The sequence below is a fragment of the Paenarthrobacter sp. 22069 genome, assembly GCF_052046035.1.
GTDB lineage: Bacteria > Actinomycetota > Actinomycetes > Actinomycetales > Micrococcaceae > Arthrobacter.
In genome coordinates, this window is record NZ_JBQEQF010000016.1 from 57,339 (window position 1) to 76,900 (window position 19,562).

The window sequence follows — 19,562 nt, forward strand, 5'->3', positions numbered from 1 at the left end:
ATTGCCTGAGGCATCAGACCTGACGGGGGTAGGGCCTTTCGCCTCTGGATCGATCAGACATCGACGTCTTCGACAAGCAAGGGGAATCAATCATGGGCTTCCTGGACCGTGACCACTCCGTTGCCCCGCCGGGCTTCAACCGCTGGCTGGTCCCGCCGGCAGCGCTCGCCGTCCATCTGTGTATCGGCCAGGCCTATGCCACCAGCGTCTACAAGACAGCACTGGTCAAGCACTTCGGCGCCAGCCTGACCGAGATCGGCGTGATCTTCTCCATCGCCATCGTGATGCTGGGCCTTTCCGCGGCGGTCATGGGCACCTGGGTGGACACCAACGGACCGCGCAAGGCGATGTTCACCTCCGCCATCTTCTGGGCGGGCGGCTTCCTGATCGGCTCGCTCGGCATCTTCACGCGCCAGCTTTGGCTCGTGTACCTGGGCTACGGCGTGGTGGGCGGGATCGGCCTGGGCATCGGCTACATCTCGCCGGTGTCCACGCTGATCAAGTGGTTCCCGGACCGGCCGGGCCTGGCCACCGGCATGGCCATCATGGGCTTTGGCGGCGGTGCGCTGATCGCCAGCCCCGTGTCCCAGGCCCTGCTCAAGGCGTACGACCCCAATTCCGGCTCGCCGGGCTGGGTTGCCAGCGGCGACGCGGTGGGCAGGCTCTTCCTGACCCTCGCCGCCGTCTACCTCGCCTACATGCTGTTCGGCGCCTTCACCGTGCGGGTGCCGGCCGAGGGGTGGCGTCCCGCAGGCTTCGACCCCGCCAAGGTCAAGGCGGCCAAGCTGGTGACCACGGAAAACGTCTCGGCGAAGAACGCCATCAAGACCCGCCAGTTCTGGCTGGTGTGGGTGGCGCTGTTCTGCAACGTCACCGCGGGCATCGGCATCCTGGAACAGGCGGCGCCCATGATCCAGGACTTCTTCCGGCAGTCCGACGGGAAGTCTTTGGTCACTGCCAGCGTCGCAGCGGGTTTCGTGGGGCTGCTGTCCATTGGCAACATGTCCGGCCGGTTCGCCTGGTCTGCCACCTCCGATGTCACGGGCCGCAAGCGCATCTACATGATGTACCTGGGCGTGGGCGCCGTGCTGTACACGGTGCTGGCGTTCGCCGGTTCCACCGCCACTGCCCTCTACGTGGTGCTCGCCTTCATCATCATCTCGTTCTACGGAGGCGGGTTTGCCACCGTCCCGGCCTACCTGAGGGACCTTTTCGGGACGTACCAGGTGGGCGCCATCCACGGCCGGCTGCTCACCGCCTGGTCCGCGGCCGGGGTGGCCGGGCCGCTGATCGTCAACAGCATCCTGGACGCACAGGGCAAGCCGGGCCAGCTCAATGCCGTGTCCTACCAGCCCGCGCTGCTGACCATGGTGGCCCTGCTGGTGATCGGTTTCGTATCCAACCTGCTGGTCAAACCCGTTGACGACCGGTTCCATGAACCCCGCCCCGAGCGGCACGAGACTTCCCAGGGAGGCCTGAAATGAGCAGCACTGCACACACCCACGGCGCACACGAACCGGTTCACAAGTCCACGGGCAGGCTGGTCCTGGCCTGGGTTTTGGTGGGGATCCCCTTGGCCTTCGGGGTCTTCCAGACACTGACCCAGGTGGCCGCACTGTTCGGCTGAGTTCTTCAGTTCCTGAGCCGGCCCTTGGTGTCACACTGGCCCAGTTTTCAGGCGCGGACGCCCACGGAACCGTTGGGTTTCCGCCGATCCGCCCCGAAAACTGGGCCAGTCCGTACGCGGGGTTTTATAGCGGGTGAGCGACTTCAGGCCGCCGCCGGCTTCATGATCCGCCGGCGCAGGATGCCGGCCGATATCCAGGTGACCAGGCTGCAGGCCGCGGCGCCCCAGAGGATGTCCGTTACCGCCACCAGGGCCGTGAAGTCCTTGAGCACGGCGAACCCGGTCAGCGCCCAGGTGGCGTAGGTGAAGAACCCGAACATTGCAGCACGGCCAACTCGCTGCCGGGTCGCCAGGTCCGGGTGGTTGGGCCGGACACCGTAGTGCACCATGCCGGCCACGAAGATGACGTAGAACAGCACCGCGCCCGGCAGGTTGGCCTTGGGCGCCAGGAGGCCGCCGATCTGGCTCTGGTAGAGCGGGTTGGCCACCAGCAGGATCCAGGCAACGTCCAGCACCGCAAAGAACAACGCGGTCACAATGTAGGCGGTCAGCCAGTTCCTGGTGCGGGGACTCATGCAGGGCTCCTTGGGGCAGCGTATAAAGCGGTCTGAAGCAGTTCGTTGCTGATGCCCTGCCCGGACTGGCCCAAAGGGGGCGCGCGACCCATACCTTCCCCGGTCCGCTCCGAAGACTAAGTGGACGAGGCCAACGCGGCTGAGTTTGATGTTGGTACAACCGTGCCCGTGGGGCGCGGCAGGAACCGGCCGTGCAGCAGCGCGCGGCCGGCTGCGAAAGGGACGTGTCCGTGAACGAAAAGAGCCGCAAGGCGCTCATCAGTACTGTCATTGCCGTGGTGGTGGCGGTGCTCATCGCCGTGGCGGGGAGCCAGGGCGGAGCCAGGATCGGCGGGTTCCCGGTGTTCGCGCTGGGTGTCGCCATAGCGTTCGTGATCCAGTGGCTGGTGTTCATCCCCTCCTACAAGGCGCAGACGGAGAAGTTCTACGACCTCACCGGCGCCCTGACATACATCTCCATCACAGTGTTCCTGGTCCTGGCCTCCCCGGGCATCGACGCCCGCGGGATGCTGCTGGCGGCCATGGTGGTGCTGTGGGCGGCCCGGCTTGGCAGCTTCCTGTTCCTGCGGATCAGTAAGCACGGGAAGGACGACCGCTTCGATGAGCTGAAGCCCGACTTCTTCCGTTTCCTGAACACGTGGACCATCCAGGGCCTGTGGGTGGTACTCACCGCCGCGCTCGCATGGGTGGCCATTACGTCGGACAGGAAGGTGGGCCTGGACGCATTCTTCTGGGTGGGCCTGCTGGTCTGGGCCGTGGGCATCAGCATCGAGACCGTGGCGGACCTGCAGAAGAACCGCTTCAAGGACGACACCGCCAACAAGGGCCGCTTCATCAGCACCGGCCTCTGGTCAAAGTCCCGCCACCCCAACTACTTCGGCGAAATTACGCTGTGGGTGGGCGTGGCCATCATCGCCCTCCCGGTCCTCCAGGGCTGGCAGTGGGCGGCCCTCATCTCACCGGTTTTCGTTGCCCTGCTGCTCACCAAGGGCAGTGGGGTGCCGCCGCTGGAGAAAAAGGCCGACAAGAAGTGGGGCGGCCAGCCTGACTACGAGGCCTACAAGAAGAACACGCCTGTGCTGGTGCCCAGGCTGAAGTAGGGCTTTCCAGGCAGGACGGACGACGCCGGCACCCCGGGTGGGTGCCGGCGTCGTCCTTTGTTCCGGCTAAGCGGGAGGCCCCCAAGTACCCCCTATTAGGGGAAGCAGGTATCGGGTACTCGTGACTCCCGCCTGCCCCGGATCTAGCCTCGAAAGACAGTGCCGTTAAGCAAATGCGTTTGCGCTGCAGATGCTGCTGGGGACATTGGAGTTCAACTCCGGGGGAGCAACATTGGCAAAGTACGGATTTTTCAACAAGGCTTCATCCGACAGCGGAAGCACGCCATTTCGGCTGGGCAAATCCAGGGACGTGCGGCCCGGGGCGCTGCTGACGGCCCTCGTGCTGGCGGCTGAGGGCGGCATGGTGATGTTGCCTGTTGCTGCGACAGCGGCCGGTCCTGATCTGCCCGCGGCCACGAACTGCACCCCGCTACTCCTTCCCGGACTCGGCGGCCGGGGCAGCAACGCCGTCGCCTCGAGCAGCAACGGCCTGGTGGTCGGCCTCGCCGATAACGCCGCCGGCGAGTCTGTGCCGGTGCTCTGGCGGAACGGTCAGCCCACGCAGATTGCGATTCCACTCCAGGCCCCGGCCCCGGCGTCGGTTAACGCGTCAGGAGTCGTCGTCGGCACGGGGTATGACGCCGCCAACGAGGTGCTGGTGGGCTGGTGGTGGCAGGACGGGCAGTACCATCCACTCCCGGTCAAACCCGGAGACATAGCGATACCGTCGGCAGTGTCTGACAATGGCGTCGTTGCCGGGGCGCTGGTCGCCGACGAGGAACATTCGGATGGTCCGGGCGCTGACGAAGATGAGCACCCCGCCGTTTGGCCTTCCGTGACCACGGCACCCCACGAGCTCGCACTGCCTGCCGGGGCGAGGGGCGGACATGCCTTCGCGGTCGGCCCGGACGGTACGGCCGGCGGGGTGGCCCTTGGGGATGACGCCACTCCGGTCCTCTGGGCGCCGGACGGTTCTCCGAAGGCACTGCCCACCCTGAGCGGCAAGGGCGGTGTGGTACTCGGGATTGATTCAACGGGGCAGGCAGTCGGCCAGAGTGGCGTGGCTGACGGAACGCACGCCGTGGCCTGGGCTGCGACCGGTGCCGTCACCGACGTCGGTGCAGCCGCTGCCGGTGCAACGTCCAGCGCGGCGTCGGCCATTGCAGGCGTGACGGTGGGAGCAGGCAGTTCGTCCTCCGTCCGCGGGTCGCGGCCGCAGGCGGTGATCTGGATCGGCAAGAGCGCACGGATCCTGCCACCGGGGTCCGATGCCCAGTTCACCGGCGTGTCCGGGTCCGCGACCTCGGTTTCAGGCCAGGGAGCCAACGCCGTTGTCATTGGCTTCTCCGCAGCCGATAACGGGCTGCGCCGCGCAACCGAATGGAGCTGCAAGTGAAAGGCCAGGGGCGCATGCGCCATCCAGTAGCTGCGGTGCTGGCCGTCCTGCTCGGCACGGCCCTCGTGGTCGCCAATGTTGACGTCCTTAGCCCGCCGAATGGCTCGCAGGCCGCGGCCGCAACGTCGGTGAGCCTGGGGTTCGCCGGTGACACCGGCGGCAACACGGTGACCGGCAAGGTGATTGATGCGGCACGCAACGCCGGAACTTCGGCATTCTTCAACCTTGGTGATCTGTCCTACTCCCAGATCACTCCGGAATCGGCCTGGTGCTCGTTCGTCAAGCAGCATGCGGGATCCATGCCGTACGAATTCATCACGGGGAATCACGAGGATGATGGTCCCGACGGCGTGTGGTCAAACTTCGCCTCGTGCCTGCCGGACCAGCTCGGCTCGGTGGGCAACTACGCCCAGCAGTTCTACACCGACTACCCGGCCAGCAGCCCGCTGGTACGGCTGATCATGGTGTCCCCGAAGCTGACGTACAGCGGCAGCGGCCTTGACTGGTCCTACAAATCCGGCACCCAGGGCTACAAGTTCGTGACCTCCGCAATCGACTCGGCACGCGCTGCCGGGATCCCGTTTGTTGTGGTGGGCATGCACATGTACTGCCTGTCGATGGTCAACTACCCCTGCGCTGCGAGCCCGGACTTGATGAACATGCTCGTGTCCAAGAAGGTGGACCTGTACTTGCAGGCGCATGACCACGCGTACGCGCGCAGCTACCCGCTCGCGCTCAAGGGCAGCTGCACGGCCATCCCGGTCAGCAGCTTCAACCCGGACTGTGTGGCAGACACGAACGCGAACGGGCAGTTCGCCGCCGGCACCGGCACCATCCTGGCCACAGTGGGTTCTGGCGGCAGGTCGATCAACAGTGAAAGCAACACCACTACGGCCCCGTACTTCCAGAGCTTCATGGGGAGCAACAACAACCCCACGTACGGCTTCCTGAACGTGTCGGTGACAAGCACTACTTTGACCGGTTCATTCGTCCGGGCTTCCGGCGGAACCTATGCAGATAAGTTCACCATCACCCGTGCGTCGGCACCGTCACCAACTCCGACGGCGACACCAACAGCAACAGCGACGGCAACACCAACACCGCCGCCTACAACCACAACAACTGCTCCTCCGCCGACTACAACAACGGCTCCGCCGCCGCCAACAACGGCAGTGTCGGTCCGGTCGTCGGCAAGCGGGGCAGGGGAGCTGACGGCTACCGGTTCGTACACAACGTCGCTGCCTGCTGGCTGGCAACCCGGCGACACGGTCTTCCTGTACTCGCAGGTGACGGTGGCCGGATCGGCCAACACCACCGCTCCCGCGGGGTGGACAAAGGCAGTGGGTGACTTCACCAGCGCCGGGTCCACCTCCGCGCACCAGGCGGTCTGGTACCGGGTGATGCAGGCCGGGGACACGGCGCCGAGCGTTGCCGAGCCCGCTTCCAGGTATGCCTGGTCGACAGTTGCAGTGCAGGGTGCCAACACCACCACGCCACTGGACGTCACACCAGTCACTGACACCAACAGCGGGGTGGCCTACCCGGATGTGCGGGCTCCGTCCATCACGCCGGTGACACCAGGAGCGTTGTTGCTGACAGCCCATGGCGTGAGGAACGCCACCAACTCGGCCACCACGCTGTTCTCCCCGCCGGCGGGGATGACTGAGCTGGGCGAGTCGACGTCGAACATTGCGTCCAAGTCGAACGCGGCGCTCGAAGTGGACTCCCTGGCGCTGACCGACACGTCCGCAACCGGCACCAAGACGGCCACGGCGGCGTCCAGCTCGGGCGCAGTCATCAACCAGTGCGGCTCGGCGATCGTGGTGCGGCCGGCAGGTTAATGGCGTAGCGTTCTTCGGCGGGATTTCGACGGCGGCATCCGGAACCGGGTGCCGCCGTCGAACGTTGATCAGCTACGATTTAACCCATCAAGGGGAGTACTCCCAACTGTGAGTGGCCCGTCAATACGGATTGCAGCGATGCATCCCGGGCCACCGGCTCCGGTTCCAGCCGGGCGGAGGAGACCTTGGCGTACACGTCAACGCCTACCCCTTTGGAGTGCCCGCCATGCAGGTAACGCCCCTCGCCTGGATCATCAGCATCGCCGTGACCATCCTGTTCTTCGTTTACGAGTTCTTTGCCCACGTCCGCAAACCCCACGAACCGTCCATCGGTGAGTCCGCCCGCTGGTCGGCCTTCTACATCGGGCTCGCGCTTCTGTTCGGCGTCGGGATCGGCATGGTCTCGGGATGGAGGTTCGGCGGTGAGTACTTCGCCGGCTACCTCACCGAAAAAGCGCTGTCCGTGGACAACCTGTTCGTCTTCCTCATCGTGATGACAGGGTTCGCCGTCCCCAGGAAGTACCAGCAGAAGGTGCTCATGGTGGGCATCATCATCGCCCTCATCCTCCGCGGCGGGTTCATAGCCATCGGGGCCACCCTGATCGAAAACTTCTCCTGGGTGTTCTACATCTTCGGCGCGCTGCTGCTGTTCCTCGCGTACCGGCAGGCCTTCGGCGGCCACGACGCCAACCCGGCGCACGGCAGGTTCATGAAGCTGGTGCGCCGCGTCCTGCCGGTCACCCCGGAGTACCACCGGGACCGGCTTACCGTGAAGCAGGACGGCAAGCGCTTCGTGACGCCGATGCTGCTCACCATCATCGCCATCGGCTTCGTGGACCTGATCTTCGCCGTCGACTCGATCCCGGCGATCTACGGCCTGACCAGCGAGGCCTACATCGTCTTCACCGCCAACGCGTTCGCCCTCATGGGCCTGCGGCAGCTGTTCTTCCTCATCGGCGGACTGCTGGAACGCCTGGTGTACCTCGCCCAGGGGCTGGCCGTCATCCTTGCGTTCATCGGTGTGAAGCTGGTCTTCCACGCCCTGCACGTCAACGAGCTCGCCTTCATCAACGGCGGCCAGCCGCTCCTCTGGGTGCCCGAGATCCCCATCTGGTTCTCCCTGCTGTTCATCGCCGCCACCATCCTGGTAGCCACGGTGGCCAGCCTGGCCAAGACCCGTGGCGGCCGTCCCGGCAGCGGAGGCCCCGGGGTCCACCGCGAAGCCAGCACGCGTGATCGGGCCCGGTAAGCAGGACATACGACGGCGGCACCCGGTTTGGGTGCCGCCGCCGATTCTTGATGCGTCGTAGCGGTGCTAGTTTGGCCGTGCCGAAAGAACTTCCTGAATTCGGTTCAGGTATGACCTTGAATGGTTCTCCCACCAGACGTTTGGGTCAGCCGCGAAAGTTGCATTTGCGGGAAGTTCAAGAATGGCGCCCATTGTCAGGGTACAGCCGGTAGCCGTCGGTTCCAGCCGATAAGTGAAACGCTGGTTGCCTTCGTCGTTGGCAATTGGCCTTGTCGTTGCCCACCAGGGACTGTCCTCGCCAATGACCTCGATAATGGAGACGGAACCGTCATGACTTATAAAGCATTGTTGCTCCCCGATACCAGATGGCGTTCCTGGAACGGTAAAGGCGTGCTTCGCGTCGGAGAGCAGCACAGCACTCTCAGCTGGCCGGATTACTGACCAGACGGTGCGGGCGTCGTATTGGTAGGAAGCAGAGGCTCGCACGCTTTGAATCTTTACTGGCCCATTCACGGCAATGGCGCTCGTTTCCTGCGCGGCAAGCACCGCCTCCCTGCTTCTTCCGGTTATGACGGATCCAACGATAAGGAGCAGTAGATGCAGAGCGGTGGCAGCCGCAAAGATTCCAAATCCGATATCTTGCCGGCCAAAGTGGCCGATAACGGCAGCCAAAACCGTTGTCGCTAGATACCCGGCAACAAATAGGAGGTTATAAAGAATTTTGTAAATGGTGACCACCAGTTGATTATGAAGCCATCCAGCTTCCCCGGATCGGCAGTCACCCGCAGGATCAACGCAGGACTCGAGAAGGATTGCGCCAGCTCCGCCGGAACCGGCCACTTAGGGGATGTGCCGCCGCTAGGCTCTTGCTCGGCGTCAGCGCGATTGGGGGCTGACGCCCTTCACCCGTCTTGCACAACCTGGGGAACCTGCAATGTCCAGCTACACATCCTTGCCCAACACCAAGTCCGCGTCCGCTAACCGCTGGCCGGTCGCCGTCGTCCTCTCCGCTGTGCTGGCGCTCTTCGGTGCGAGCCTGCCGGCTGTGGCGGACAGCACCACCGCGGAGCCGGGAACAGTCCAGGCCGCTGACCTGCTGGAGACCCTTCCGGTCAAGGGCCGGGCACCGAAGACGGGGTACGAGCGCTCGCTGTTCGGCGCAACGTGGGCGGACGTGGACCAGAACGGCTGCGACACCCGCAACGACATCCTCAACCGGGACCTGACGGACATCACCTACGTCAACAGCGTTCCCTGCACGGTCAAGACGGGAGTGCTCGCAGACCCTTACACCGGCACCGTCATCAACTTTGTCCGCGGCACCACCACCAGCAGCGCCGTGCAGATTGACCACGTGGTGGCACTGAGCGACGCCTGGCAGAAGGGGGCGCAGCAGCTGACCACGGAGCAGCGGACGGCATTCGCGAATGATCCGCTGAACCTCCAGGCCACGGACGGGCCCACCAACCAGCAAAAGGGCGACGGCGACGCCGCCACCTGGCTGCCGCCGGCCAAGGGCTTCCGCTGCGAGTACGTGGCACGGCAGGTTTCGGTGAAGGCGCGCTACAGCCTGTGGGTGACGCAAGCGGAGCACGACGCCATCGCCGGCATCCTGGCAGGTTGCCCCGGACAGATTGCGCCGGCCACTGTGCAGCCGGCAACTGCTGCCACCGTTGTCTACTACGCCAACTGCACAGAGGTGGCCGCCGCCGGAGCCGCGCCCCTTTACGCCGGCAGTCCCGGGTACCGCCAGGGTCTGGACGGCGACGGCGACGGGGTGGCCTGCGAGGGGTAGCCGGGGCCGGAACCTGGGGGAAGCGGGGGCGCCCTGTTATCCCCGCTGCCAAGCATGGCAATGCCCGGCAAGGGGTTTTCACGGCATGTGCGGCACACTTGAGGTTGCTCCCCAACGAAAGCAGGATCCCGTGATCACCCTCCAGCAGGACGCCGACGGCTTCATCCGCATGACCCGGCATTACCCGGCCACCGCCCGGATCCGCATCGCCTTCAACGACGGCAGCACCGGTGAGTTCTCCGGCAAGATCCTGAACAACGCCTACGACGCTGCGCTCGCCGAGTTCCGCGCCAGGAACGGACTTGACGCGCGGGGGTTCAACCGCACCCCGGCGGCCCGGACCAACTCCGGCAACAAGGTCGATTTCGTTCCCGTGAATCCAGGCATGGGGGAGTAGTCGGCCCTGGCCCGGGGCAGCAAGGAATTCATTCAGGTGGCATTGCTGCCGGTTTCGTGGGCCGTGGCGACGAAGTGTTCCACGCGGCGGTCCGGAACGAGCCAGATCAGCGCCACGATGGTGAACACGGCGATCCCGAGCAGCGGCTGGACCAGGGTGAGCGCGATCCCGGCCAGGTAGATCACGGGCGACGCCTTGCCCTTCCAGTCCCGGCCCACGGCCTGGGCGAGTGCCCCGTCCCTGCCCTGCGCCGCGATCAACCGACGTTCCAGGATGAAGTACGCGATCGCGGCGCACAGCAGGTTGATGCCGTACAGCAGCACGGGGACCTGCATGAAGCCGGACTCGTCCATCCACCGGGTGGTGAACGGGAACAGGGACAGCCAGAACAGCAGGTGAAGGTTGGCCCAGAGGATGGACCCGTTCACCCTGCTCGCCAGGTGGATCATGTGGTGGTGGTTGTTCCAGTAGATCCCCACATAGACGAAGCTCAGGAGATAAGTGAAAAGCGTCGGGACGATGGCGGCAACGCCCTCCCACGTTGGTTCCTCCGGCGTATGCAGTTCCAGGACCATGATGGTGATGATGATGGCCAATACGCCGTCGCTGAAGGCTTCAAGCCGGTTCTTGTTCACCCGAATATCATGCGCCCAAGTCCCCGGATCCGGGCATCACCCAACGGTGGCCGTTCCCGCGCCGCCGTCCACCGTGACCTGCCGGCCGCCGTGGGCGGTCGCGGCCCCGGCTAGGCTGGAACCGGACACACCAGTAACCGGATGAAGGGACACGCCTTGGCAGATGACCGAACACCCGTGGCACCCTTCGACCGCGCCGTCCTGATCTTCAATCCGGGCAGGGCCGGAATGGGCGAGCGGATCGAGGCCCTCCAGCGGGAGCTGGCGATGGACCTGCCTGGCCTGCCCGTTGAGCTGTTGCCGACGGAATACGCCGGGCACGCCCGTGAGCTTGCGAGGGCCGAAGCCGGCCGGGGTATACCGCTTATGGTGTCAGTCAGTGGGGATGGCGGGTACAACGAGGTGGTCAACGGCGTAATGGCCGTTGCCGGCAGCAACGCGGTGTGCACCGTGGTGCCCGCTGGGAACGCCAACGACCACTTCCGGAGCCGGCCCGCGCGGTCTTTCGCTGACGCCGTTGGGGCGGGCGGGGTCCGGCACATCGACCTGCTGCGGGTAACGTTCCGTTCAGGAGGCAGGGAGCAGGTCCAGTACGCGCACTCTTACATCGGCTTCGGACTCACCCCGCTGATGGCCATCGGCATCGAACAGGGCGGCAAGGGAAAAGTCCTCGAACTTGTTTCCGTTGCCCGGACGCTTTCCCGGCTCAAGCCGTTCGAACTGGTGCGCGACGACGGGGCAACCGCCAAGTTCGACAGCCTGATCCTGGCCAACATCTCACGCATGGCGAAATATGGAACGGTCAGCGAGTCACAGCGCCCGGATGACGGCCGCTTTGAGGTGGTGACGCTGCCCCATGCCGGGCTCATGAAGATGGCACTGATGACGCTCCGCGCCGTGACGCTGGGACTGGGGCATCAGCCCAGCGTCACAAGCTATGCGTTTTCCACGCGCAACGCCGTTCCCTGCCAGATCGACGGCGAGGTGGTCCACCTCCAGGCCGGCGCCCACGTCCGGGTGGACAGCGCCAAGGGCGCCCTGGCGACCATTTGATTTCGCGTCCCGGGAAGGGGGGGCCCGCTTTCCGGCGGGGCGTTCCTACGGCTGAACTGAATCGAAGAACGTGTAACCCGGATCCGGCTGTCCGGGCGCGGCCTCCTGGGACTTCATCCGGACGAAGTCCACGTCCTCCTGGCTAAGGGTGGTTTCGCCGTGCGGATCGCCGTTGGTCTCCTCGCCTGTGGCTGCACTGATTTGAGCGGAGAGTGTCCGCGGAAGGATCATGCAGCCGGGGTTTTCCATCAGCCACTGCGTTACAGGGGAAGGAAGCCGGTTCCACTGGTCTCGGATGCTCAAATCGGTCATGGTGTGCCTTTCGCGGGCTGTGGTTCATGGGTGGGCGGTTGGCGGAACGGCTTAGTCGAAGTGGATGTCGGCCGCGGCTTGGCGGAGCGACTCAAGACGCTGTTCCTCAACCTGTCCCAGGGCTTCCAGTTCTTCGGCCCGGTCGGTGCGTTCCTGGGAGGCCTGCGCCGAGATGTCACGCAGGATCGAACCCAGGAGGTGGGCCAGCCCCGATTTGAGGTCTGCCAAGTTAGTGTTGCTCACCAGGAGGCGGCGGTCGGAGACAAGGAGGTCCACGTCGCTGTACCCGGCCTCGGCGAGCCGCTGCTTGGTGCCGGGGCCGTGCAGAAGATCGATCTCGCGCGGTTGCGGCCGGCGGGAGAAGACCACCGGGACGGTGTAGCGCGTGGGGCCCTGCGCGGTGCCCAGGTCATGCGGAAGCGCGGACGCGAGGACTTCGCTAAGGGCTAGCGTCGAGTCGGCGCGGACGGCGAAGTCTTGGATGGTGGTCATGGTGTTCTACCAGCGTTCTGGAAAATGCACTGCCGGAGTCCGTTATACGGGCCGGCGTGAAAGGGGCAGGGGACCCGGGCCCGGGTCGGCTGCGGGGAGGGAACGGTCGGATGCCGTTTGGGCCGTGGTTCGCTCTTGGCCGCCCTCGTCGTCACAATTCCCTGCAGCGCCGGCGTCGAAGTTATTCGATACGGCGCTGGTCGGCAGCCCGGGAGGGCTGCAAGGAATCGAACTCGTTTTCGGGACGCCGGATATCCAGTCACGGTGTCCCGAGATACTTTGAGTCTACGCCTATTGGCAACCCCCGGACGGCGCGGCTGCATGCGGCTTCGCGGCCATGCCGGAGCCGTCCGCTTCCGGAGCCTTGGCGCCTAACTCCGGCGGAAGGCCGTGGGGGAAGGAACAGCCCGAAGCGGCGGGAACTCAGCGGGGATCTGCGGTTCCCTGGGGTGCGCGGCGGGATCCGGGCCGCCGAATGACGGGCGCTGGCCGGACCGGTAGGCAAGGTCGATGACTGGCTCGATTTCGTCAAACACGGTGTGGTTTCCGGGGAGGACCACGTGGGCCAGGAACTCCGATTCCAGGGTGGCTATACCGGCTGCCGCTGCTCCCAGCTTGGCGTCAATGGACAGGGCCAGGGCGTGCCAGGATTTGCGGTTGGCCCGCTCCAGGATCTTGGCGTTCGCTTCGCGGCGCCGGCTGTCCGCGACGTCCCCCTTGATTTCCAGGGCGCCTTCTGACTGCAGCAACGGCATGACAATGCGGAACTGCCTTCCGTCACCCCTGAAGGCGACAGCGCTCAGGTTCCCCCGTTGAGTAAACGCAACGTCCGTTGCGCCATACTCCGCCAGCGCCTGCCTGATGTGTTTCCGGGAAGCCTCGCTGCTGAAGGAGTCGCCCCGGGTGTAAGGACCTGTCATCTTCCAACTATGCGCCTCGCGGCCCCTCTTTCCTAACGATCCAGCGGGGTGGATGGATGCTCCATGGTGACCGTCCCGGCGTCGCCGTCAACGCTCACCCGCTGCCCGCCGGCAAGCCGTTGCGTCGCCACCCCCGTACCCAGGACCGCTGGAATGCCGTACTCGCGGGCCACGATCGAACTGTGGCTGAGCGGGCCGCCGACGTCGGTCACCACCGCCGAGGCCATGGCAAACAGCGGGGTCCACGCCGGCGTGGTCATCCGGGCCACCAGCACCTCCCCGGGCTGCATCCGGCCGAAATCCTCCGGGCCGCGCAGCACGCGGGCGGCCGCTGTCACACGGCCGGAGCTTGCGCCGGTGCCTTTGATCACGCCGCCGGCTTGTTGCTGCGGGCCTCCCGGCATCATCGAGCCGAACGCCTTCTCCATCCAGGCCTTCCGCGGGAGCATCTGCGGCGCCGCCGCCTTGGACTGGCCGCGCCACAGCATCCTGCGCTCCTCGACGGCGGCGGCACGGACCGGCCGGGAGGCTCCGGCAAGGGCAATGCCAGCTTCGGGCTCCGCGAGCCCGAACTCCACCGCACCCTGCAGCTCGGAGAACCGGAGCCAGAACACATCGTCCGGCGCGGTAATGACGCCCGAGCGCACCAGTCGCCCTCCGAGCTCCCTCAGGAACCGCCGGAGCAGCGGCCACGCGAGTCCGACGTCGGCGAGCGCGTCCTCGCGGACCGGCGCCGTCTCCTGCGCCCACTTCAGCAGACGAAGGAACAGTGCCCGACGCCGGGGACGCAGCCGGCCGGCGACGTCCCGGGTCAGTTCCTCCCGGCGCTCGGTCAGCAGCCGCTGCCGCTCATGCGGGTCGGTGCCCTGCCCGCGCAGGTAAAACTTCACCGTCTCCAGCTGGGCGGACGGGTTGTCGGCCGGCACCGGGGTGGCGAAGTCCAGGTTGTAGACCGCGTGGCCGTAGAGGTCCAGATGCTCCTGGAACGCGATCCGCCACTCCTGCCACAGGACGTCCTCCACACCCTCCGGCGCGGAACCGGTGCGCAGGCACTCGGCGAGTTCCGCCGTCGAACTTTCCAACAGGGCGGATACCAGCGAAGGGTCGCTGCGCGCCCAGCCGGCGAGGTCGTACAGCGACTTTTCCGCCCGGATCGGTTCGCTGTCGAAGCCCAGGAGGAACTCCTGGGCCGGAGGATCGCCGCGCCGCCGGACGGTCTTGTAGAAGCCCCGGAAGGAGAGTTCGCTCATGTCGGCCAGCGGGATGATGGACTGCACCGCAGTGTAGTACACGGTGCCGGCGTCCAGGAGGGCCTGCACGCCCGCCAGCAGATCGGCTCCGGAAAGCCCGGCCGGCGGCTTCGTGGACCAGTCCTTAATGATCCGTTCGTAGCGCGGATGCGAGTAGTCGCGCCAGCCCGCCACCCCCATGTGCGCCGTGCCGCGGAACAGTCCGCTCATGGCGGGGACGGTCCGGGCCGTCATCCGCAGCATGGGCCAGGTGCGGTAGTAGTAATAGGCGTAGCCGTTGACGGTGGGGAAGCGGACGTCGCCCTCGCGCAGGGGGTGGCCGCCCAGCGCCTGGTTCATTAGGGCCGAGATGGAGCGGGACACGGATCCGTCGATGAGGTCGGCGAAGAGCGGGGAGAGCGGCTCCGGCATCTGTTCCACGATGCTCGCCCGGAAGTAGAGGCCCTTGGGGTAGGGGACGGGCCATTCCGTCGGGACGTCCCCCGCGGGTTCGCGCAGCGCGGTGATGGGCCGGGACTGGAGCAGGAAGAACCTGCCGCCTGCACGCGCCCACTCGATGTCCTGCGGGGATCCGAAATGCTCGGTGATCCGCTGGCCATGGGCAGCCAGTTCAGCCGCCGCGGCATCGTCCAGGACGGGCGCACGACGGCGGGCTTCCGCCACTTTTTCCTCGGCCGTCCCGTTCTCCGTGGGTACGGTCATGAGCTCCTTGTCGGCAGTCTGCCGCGTGAGGATTTTGCCCGTGCCGGTCTCAACGGTCAGGTCGTCGGTGGTGACCTGCCCGCTGACCACGGCCTCGCCCAAGCCCCAGGCGGCGCTGATCACCGTCTGGTCGCGGCGCCCGTTTGAGGGGTTGGCAGTGAACATCACCCCGGCTGCCTGGGCCTCCACCATTTGCTGGATTACGACGGCGAGGCGCACCTGGGCGGGCGGGATGCCTTCGCGTGCGCGGTAGGCCATCGCACGCGCGGTCCAAAGGGAGGCCCAGCAGTTGATGACGGCCTTGGCCAGGGCGTCCATGCCGCGGACGTTGAGGTAGCTTTCCTGCTGCCCGGCGAAGCTGGCGGAGGCGAGGTCCTCGGCGGTGGCGGAGGAGCGGACCGACAGGGCGGTGTCCCCGCCGCCGTGGCGCTCATAGGCGGCCTCGAGTTCGGCCCGGATGCGTGGGGGCATGGCACCTTTGCTGAACAGGGTCCGGATGAGGGCGGAGGCGTGCTCGTAGTCTTCCGCCGCCGCTTCAGGCGGGAGCGCGGCCAACTCCTGGATGGCCTCCCCGAGCTTGTTCTCCGCGACGAAGGCGGCGTAGGCGTTGGTGGTGAGGACCACCCCCGGCGGGACCGGCAGCCCGGCCCGGATGAGGCCGCCGAGGCCCACGGCCTTGCCGCCCGCCCCGGCGATGTCGTTCCGGTCGACGTCGCCCAGGTCCATGACGTAGGTCATGACGTGCCCTCCCTGATGCCCGCCGCCGTCGTCCGTTTCGCTGGGACGAAGGCGCCGCTCCCGCAGTTAACCGTTGCCCTCATCGGTTCCGGTGTCTTCCCACATGACGTCGAGGTTGTGGAAGGTCACCGGCCCGTCGCACAGCTCCGCCATTTTCGCGGCGAAGTCCGATGTTTCGGGCCTGTTCGAGTTCTCCATGGCCGACTCGTAGGAATCGAAGTCGACGATGGTGAAGTAGTGCCCGGGCTTGTCCCTGTCAGCTGCGCCTATGATGCGGCGGAATGTTGCAGGCGAGCTTTCCCCGGTCCTGGCGGGCCGGCCCAGGTCCACGATCTCGTTAATTCGCGAGCTGTTGAATTCGATGATCTGCACAAACCCGGCCATGACGGACTCCTGACGGTGATGGACGCTGATGCCGGTCAGGCTAGTCCCGGCACCGGGCTGTGCAAAGGGGAGGAATGCCCCACTTTGCCGTTAGGTATCCCGGGATATTGACTGCCCGGGATGGGAGGAATACTTTCTGCCGTAACGGCGATCGTGGAATCCCGTTGCCACCGAACCAGGTGCCGGGTGCCCGCTGCCCCCGGCGCCACTCACGGCGCCCTGCTGACATCGCCCGCTCCGCGCCGGCATGTATGAGAACACATCAAAGGGAAAGACCATGCCGAAGTATCTGTTCGAAGCAACGTACGTGGGCCAGGGCATCAAGGGGCTCATGCAGGAAGGCGGTACCGCGCGGCGCGATGCCCTGACGGAGGCGCTGAAGTCCGTGGGCGGGACGCTGGAAAGCTTCTACTACGCCTTTGGTTACTATGACGTCCTGGGCGTCTTTGACGCGCCGGACGATGCCAGCGCTGCAGCGTTGTCGCTGCTGATCAACTCGTCGGGGAACGTCAACGTCCGGCTGAAGCCGCTCCTGACGGTGGCGGACCTGGACGAAGCCGCGAAGAAGACCCCGACCTACCGGGCACCGGGACAGTAGGGGAGTTACGCACGTTGGCCGGCGCACCGCCGTCGGAAANAAATTACGACGGCGGTGCGCCGGCTTGCGTGCCATACTGCGGACACTGCCTGGCGGCGAGGAGGGCGAGATCGTAGATCAGTTGCTGGACTTCGCGCTCGCGGCCGCTGACCCGGGGGACCGGCGCCTGGGACGCCGTGGGACGCCTTGTTGGGGGAGCGGGAACGGGCCGGTGGGCGGCGCCCGGAGGCTCCGGCGTCGTCCGATCCCTATTGCGGGCTGGTGATGCGTCCTGGCTTTTCATGGTGTCCCCCGGTCCGGCGTGTGTGGACACTGTAGGAAGCCGCGCCGACGTACGGAAGGGGTTTTGTCCATCAGGGAGAATAATTGCCGGAATCTTGAGCCAAAACGCCACCTGTCCCGTTGGCTAGGCCGTGGCCACAATGCGGCGGAAGGTCGGCTGAGTGGTTCCCTCGGTTCGGGAGGGGCGCCCAGCCCTATCCATGGAAGGCTGTGCCGTCGTCGTACCCTGAACCAAGAGGCAACAAGGGGAGGAAGTTGTGGCGGACACTGCGGCGCACACGACCGTTGACGAAGCGATGGCCCAGCTGGCTGAGCTCGAGGATGCAAAGGTGCGCGAGGCGAACGAAAAGCGCGGGGATGACCACGGCGTGAACCTCGGCCAGCTGCGCGCGCTCGCGAAGCGGCTGAAAACCCAGCAGGACCTGTCGGTCCGGTTGTGGGAGACCGGCGATACGGCTGCCCGGCTTTTGGCGCTGCTGGTTTGCCGCCCCAAGGCGTTCCGGAGGGATGAGCTGGATGCGATGCTGCGCGACGCCCGCGCCCCGAAGCTGCAGGACTGGCTGGTGAACTATGTGGTCAAGAAGAGCCCCCACGGTGAGGAATTGCGCACCGCGTGGCTGGCTGACGCGGACCCCGCGGTGGCTGCCGCCGGATGGGCATTGACCTCGGACCGCGTGGTCAGGAAACCCGGGGGCCTGGACCTGCCGGCCCTGCTGGACACCATCGAAGCGGAGATGAAGGACGCCCCGGACAGGCTGCAGTGGGCAATGAACACCTGCCTGGCGCAGATCGGGATCGAGCACGCCGCCTACCGGAAGCGTGCCACCGCGATCGGTGAGCGGCTTGAAGTGCTGAAGGATTACCCGACGCCCTCGGGGTGTACGTCGCCGTTCGCCCCGGCATGGATCGGCGAGATGGTGCGGCGGAAAGGGGAGTAGCAGGTTTTGCGACGACGGCGCGTGCGCAGGTGCCTCCGGCCAGGTGCGGGCTATCCCACGCCGCTGGGCATATTTACGGCCGTCTCCCGGTTTCGGTCCGCGTAGTACGAGCGCATGCCGTGCTTTACGCCCAGCCGGATGATCCAGTACAGCAGCGTGGCGCCCAAGGCGATAGGCACGATCAGCACAGCTGCGTTAAGCAGCATCCATCCAACATTCACAATTTCCCCCAATGTGAGTTTTTCCCAGCCTCTCACGAATGCTGTTCCGACGCCGAAGGCTCCGTCCCCACGGGGCGGAGCCTTCGTCAAACCGTTATCGAATCAGGAATCCTGGTTTACGGCCATCACGATTTTGCCGCGGGTGTGGCCGTCCATGTTGGACCGGAAGGCATCGGCGGCCTTGTCCAGCGGGAAGACCTCGGCAACTTCCACGCGAAGCTTGCCCTGGTCCGCCATGTCAGCAAGAGCCTGCAAATCCGAACCTACGGGGGTGACCCACATCCACTCCCCACCGTGCTCTTCCACGCCGCTGTCGGCGATGGAGGCGTGCCGGCCGCCGTCGGCCAGCACCGCCAGCGTGGCCTCAAGGTTGCCGCCGACGAAGTCTGCGACGACCTCCACACCGTCGGGACGCAGCGCGCGCACGCGGTCCGCGAGACCGTCGCCGTAGGCAACCGGCTCGGCGCCGAGGGAGCGGAGGAACTCGTGGTTCTTCTCCGAGGCCGTGGCAATGACGCTGGCGCCCATGGCCACTGCGATCTGGATGCCGAGGGAGCCCACTCCGCCGGAGCCGCCGTGGATCAGGACAGTTTCCCCGGCCGTCAGGCCCAGCCGGTTGAGCACCTGGTAGGCGGTGAGCCCGGCCAGCGGCAGGCCGGCGGATTCGTTCCATCCGAGCGTGGCGGGCTTCCTGGCCAGGACCCGCTCCGGCAGCGCGATGTACTCGGCGAAGCTGCCGCCGTGGACGTAGTCCTTGCGGCCGTAGGCGATAACCTCATCGCCGGGCTGGAACTGCCTCGCATCGATACCTACGGACTCCACAACGCCTGCCACGTCCCAGCCGGGGATGGCGGGGAACTGCAGGTCCATGACCGCGTCCAGTCCGCCGGCCATGATCTTCCAGTCCACCGGATTAACTGCTGCCGCCTTGACCTTGACCAGGACCATTCCGGGCCCGACCTTCGGCATCGGCTGGTCGCCGTATTCGAGGACGTCCGGGTTTCCGTATTCGCTGTAAGTGATTGCCTTCATGGTTGCGACAACTGCGTGGCGGCAC

General features: G+C 65.9%; 21 protein-coding genes. 11 read left to right on the plus strand and 10 right to left on the minus strand.

Annotated features, from left to right (window positions below; all coding sequences use genetic code 11):
* The first annotated feature begins 92 nt into the window (after positions 1-92).
* A complete protein-coding gene (locus ACTJK0_RS14235; RefSeq protein ID WP_440745596.1) occupies positions 93-1,484 on the plus strand; it encodes an OFA family MFS transporter in 1,392 nt (463 codons plus the stop codon).
* Positions 1,481-1,627, plus strand: a complete 147-nt coding sequence (locus ACTJK0_RS14240; RefSeq protein ID WP_181422404.1) for an MFS transporter small subunit — start codon at positions 1,481-1,483, stop codon at positions 1,625-1,627. The genes ACTJK0_RS14235 and ACTJK0_RS14240 overlap by 4 nt, the downstream gene beginning before the upstream one ends.
* 143 nt (positions 1,628-1,770) lie before the next feature.
* On the opposite strand, the gene ACTJK0_RS14245 is transcribed toward ACTJK0_RS14240, so the two are convergent.
* A complete protein-coding gene (locus ACTJK0_RS14245) occupies positions 1,771-2,202 on the minus strand; it encodes a DUF2177 family protein (protein WP_440745597.1) in 432 nt (143 codons plus the stop codon).
* Between the two features lie 230 nt (positions 2,203-2,432).
* On the opposite strand from ACTJK0_RS14245, the gene ACTJK0_RS14250 reads away from it, so the two are divergent.
* The 4 genes from ACTJK0_RS14250 (at position 2,433) to ACTJK0_RS14265 (ending at position 7,788) form a co-directional block, all read left to right on the plus strand.
* Positions 2,433-3,302, plus strand: a complete 870-nt coding sequence (locus tag ACTJK0_RS14250; protein WP_440745646.1) for a DUF1295 domain-containing protein — start codon at positions 2,433-2,435, stop codon at positions 3,300-3,302.
* 232 nt (positions 3,303-3,534) lie between these two features.
* Complete coding sequence (locus ACTJK0_RS14255) at positions 3,535-4,698, plus strand: hypothetical protein (RefSeq protein WP_440745598.1); 1,164 nt, start codon at positions 3,535-3,537, stop codon at positions 4,696-4,698.
* A gap of 14 nt (positions 4,699-4,712) precedes the next feature.
* Positions 4,713-6,539, plus strand: a complete 1,827-nt coding sequence (locus ACTJK0_RS14260; protein ID WP_440745599.1) for a metallophosphoesterase — start codon at positions 4,713-4,715, stop codon at positions 6,537-6,539.
* A gap of 226 nt (positions 6,540-6,765) precedes the next feature.
* A complete protein-coding gene (locus ACTJK0_RS14265) occupies positions 6,766-7,788 on the plus strand; it encodes a TerC family protein (protein ID WP_440745600.1) in 1,023 nt (340 codons plus the stop codon).
* Between the two features lie 66 nt (positions 7,789-7,854).
* Here the strand turns inward: ACTJK0_RS14265 and ACTJK0_RS14270 are convergent, their stop codons facing one another.
* Positions 7,855-8,526 carry a hypothetical protein gene (locus ACTJK0_RS14270; protein WP_440745601.1) on the minus strand — a complete coding sequence of 224 codons (672 nt, stop codon included), beginning with the start codon at positions 8,524-8,526 and terminating at the stop codon, positions 7,855-7,857.
* 196 nt (positions 8,527-8,722) lie between these two features.
* Between ACTJK0_RS14270 and ACTJK0_RS14275 the strand changes: the two genes are divergently transcribed.
* Positions 8,723-9,583, plus strand: a complete 861-nt coding sequence (locus tag ACTJK0_RS14275; protein WP_440745602.1) for a GmrSD restriction endonuclease domain-containing protein — start codon at positions 8,723-8,725, stop codon at positions 9,581-9,583.
* Between the two features lie 130 nt (positions 9,584-9,713).
* On the plus strand, positions 9,714-9,980 hold the full coding sequence (locus ACTJK0_RS14280) for a hypothetical protein (protein ID WP_110542599.1): 267 nt from the start codon (positions 9,714-9,716) through the stop codon (positions 9,978-9,980).
* Positions 9,981-10,012: 32 nt separating this feature from the next.
* On the opposite strand, the gene ACTJK0_RS14285 is transcribed toward ACTJK0_RS14280, so the two are convergent.
* Positions 10,013-10,615 (minus strand): TMEM175 family protein, encoded by a 603-nt coding sequence (locus ACTJK0_RS14285; RefSeq protein WP_110542600.1) that lies wholly within the window; start codon positions 10,613-10,615, stop codon positions 10,013-10,015.
* 156 nt (positions 10,616-10,771) lie between these two features.
* Here ACTJK0_RS14285 and ACTJK0_RS14290 point away from each other — a divergent pair, with 156 nt between their 5' ends.
* Complete coding sequence (locus tag ACTJK0_RS14290; RefSeq protein WP_440745603.1) at positions 10,772-11,668, plus strand: diacylglycerol/lipid kinase family protein; 897 nt, start codon at positions 10,772-10,774, stop codon at positions 11,666-11,668.
* Positions 11,669-11,713: 45 nt separating this feature from the next.
* On the opposite strand, the gene ACTJK0_RS14295 is transcribed toward ACTJK0_RS14290, so the two are convergent.
* From ACTJK0_RS14295 to ACTJK0_RS14315, 5 genes are all read right to left on the minus strand, one after another.
* A complete protein-coding gene (locus ACTJK0_RS14295) occupies positions 11,714-11,980 on the minus strand; it encodes a hypothetical protein (RefSeq protein ID WP_440745604.1) in 267 nt (88 codons plus the stop codon).
* Between the two features lie 51 nt (positions 11,981-12,031).
* Positions 12,032-12,472 carry a hypothetical protein gene (locus tag ACTJK0_RS14300; protein ID WP_440745605.1) on the minus strand — a complete coding sequence of 147 codons (441 nt, stop codon included), beginning with the start codon at positions 12,470-12,472 and terminating at the stop codon, positions 12,032-12,034.
* Positions 12,473-12,843: 371 nt separating this feature from the next.
* Positions 12,844-13,392: a hypothetical protein gene (locus ACTJK0_RS14305; RefSeq protein ID WP_440745606.1), complete on the minus strand. Its 549-nt coding sequence runs from the start codon at positions 13,390-13,392 to the stop codon at positions 12,844-12,846.
* A 32-nt stretch (positions 13,393-13,424) separates the two neighbouring features.
* Positions 13,425-16,082, minus strand: a complete 2,658-nt coding sequence (locus ACTJK0_RS14310) for a PEP/pyruvate-binding domain-containing protein (protein WP_440745607.1) — start codon at positions 16,080-16,082, stop codon at positions 13,425-13,427.
* A 66-nt stretch (positions 16,083-16,148) separates the two neighbouring features.
* Positions 16,149-16,466, minus strand: coding sequence for a hypothetical protein (locus tag ACTJK0_RS14315; protein ID WP_141161328.1), 318 nt, complete (start codon positions 16,464-16,466; stop codon positions 16,149-16,151).
* Positions 16,467-16,743: 277 nt separating this feature from the next.
* Here ACTJK0_RS14315 and ACTJK0_RS14320 point away from each other — a divergent pair, with 277 nt between their 5' ends.
* Both ACTJK0_RS14320 and ACTJK0_RS14325 read left to right on the plus strand, forming a co-directional pair.
* Positions 16,744-17,064 (plus strand): GYD domain-containing protein, encoded by a 321-nt coding sequence (locus ACTJK0_RS14320; protein ID WP_141161327.1) that lies wholly within the window; start codon positions 16,744-16,746, stop codon positions 17,062-17,064.
* Between the two features lie 578 nt (positions 17,065-17,642).
* Positions 17,643-18,284, plus strand: a complete 642-nt coding sequence (locus ACTJK0_RS14325) for a DNA alkylation repair protein (RefSeq protein ID WP_440745647.1) — start codon at positions 17,643-17,645, stop codon at positions 18,282-18,284.
* A gap of 50 nt (positions 18,285-18,334) precedes the next feature.
* Here ACTJK0_RS14325 and ACTJK0_RS14330 read toward each other — a convergent pair whose 3' ends face one another.
* A complete protein-coding gene (locus ACTJK0_RS14330) occupies positions 18,335-18,490 on the minus strand; it encodes a hypothetical protein (RefSeq protein WP_307361608.1) in 156 nt (51 codons plus the stop codon).
* A 117-nt stretch (positions 18,491-18,607) separates the two neighbouring features.
* Positions 18,608-19,537, minus strand: a complete 930-nt coding sequence (locus ACTJK0_RS14335) for an NADP-dependent oxidoreductase (RefSeq protein WP_440745608.1) — start codon at positions 19,535-19,537, stop codon at positions 18,608-18,610.
* Positions 19,538-19,562: the final 25 nt, after the last annotated feature.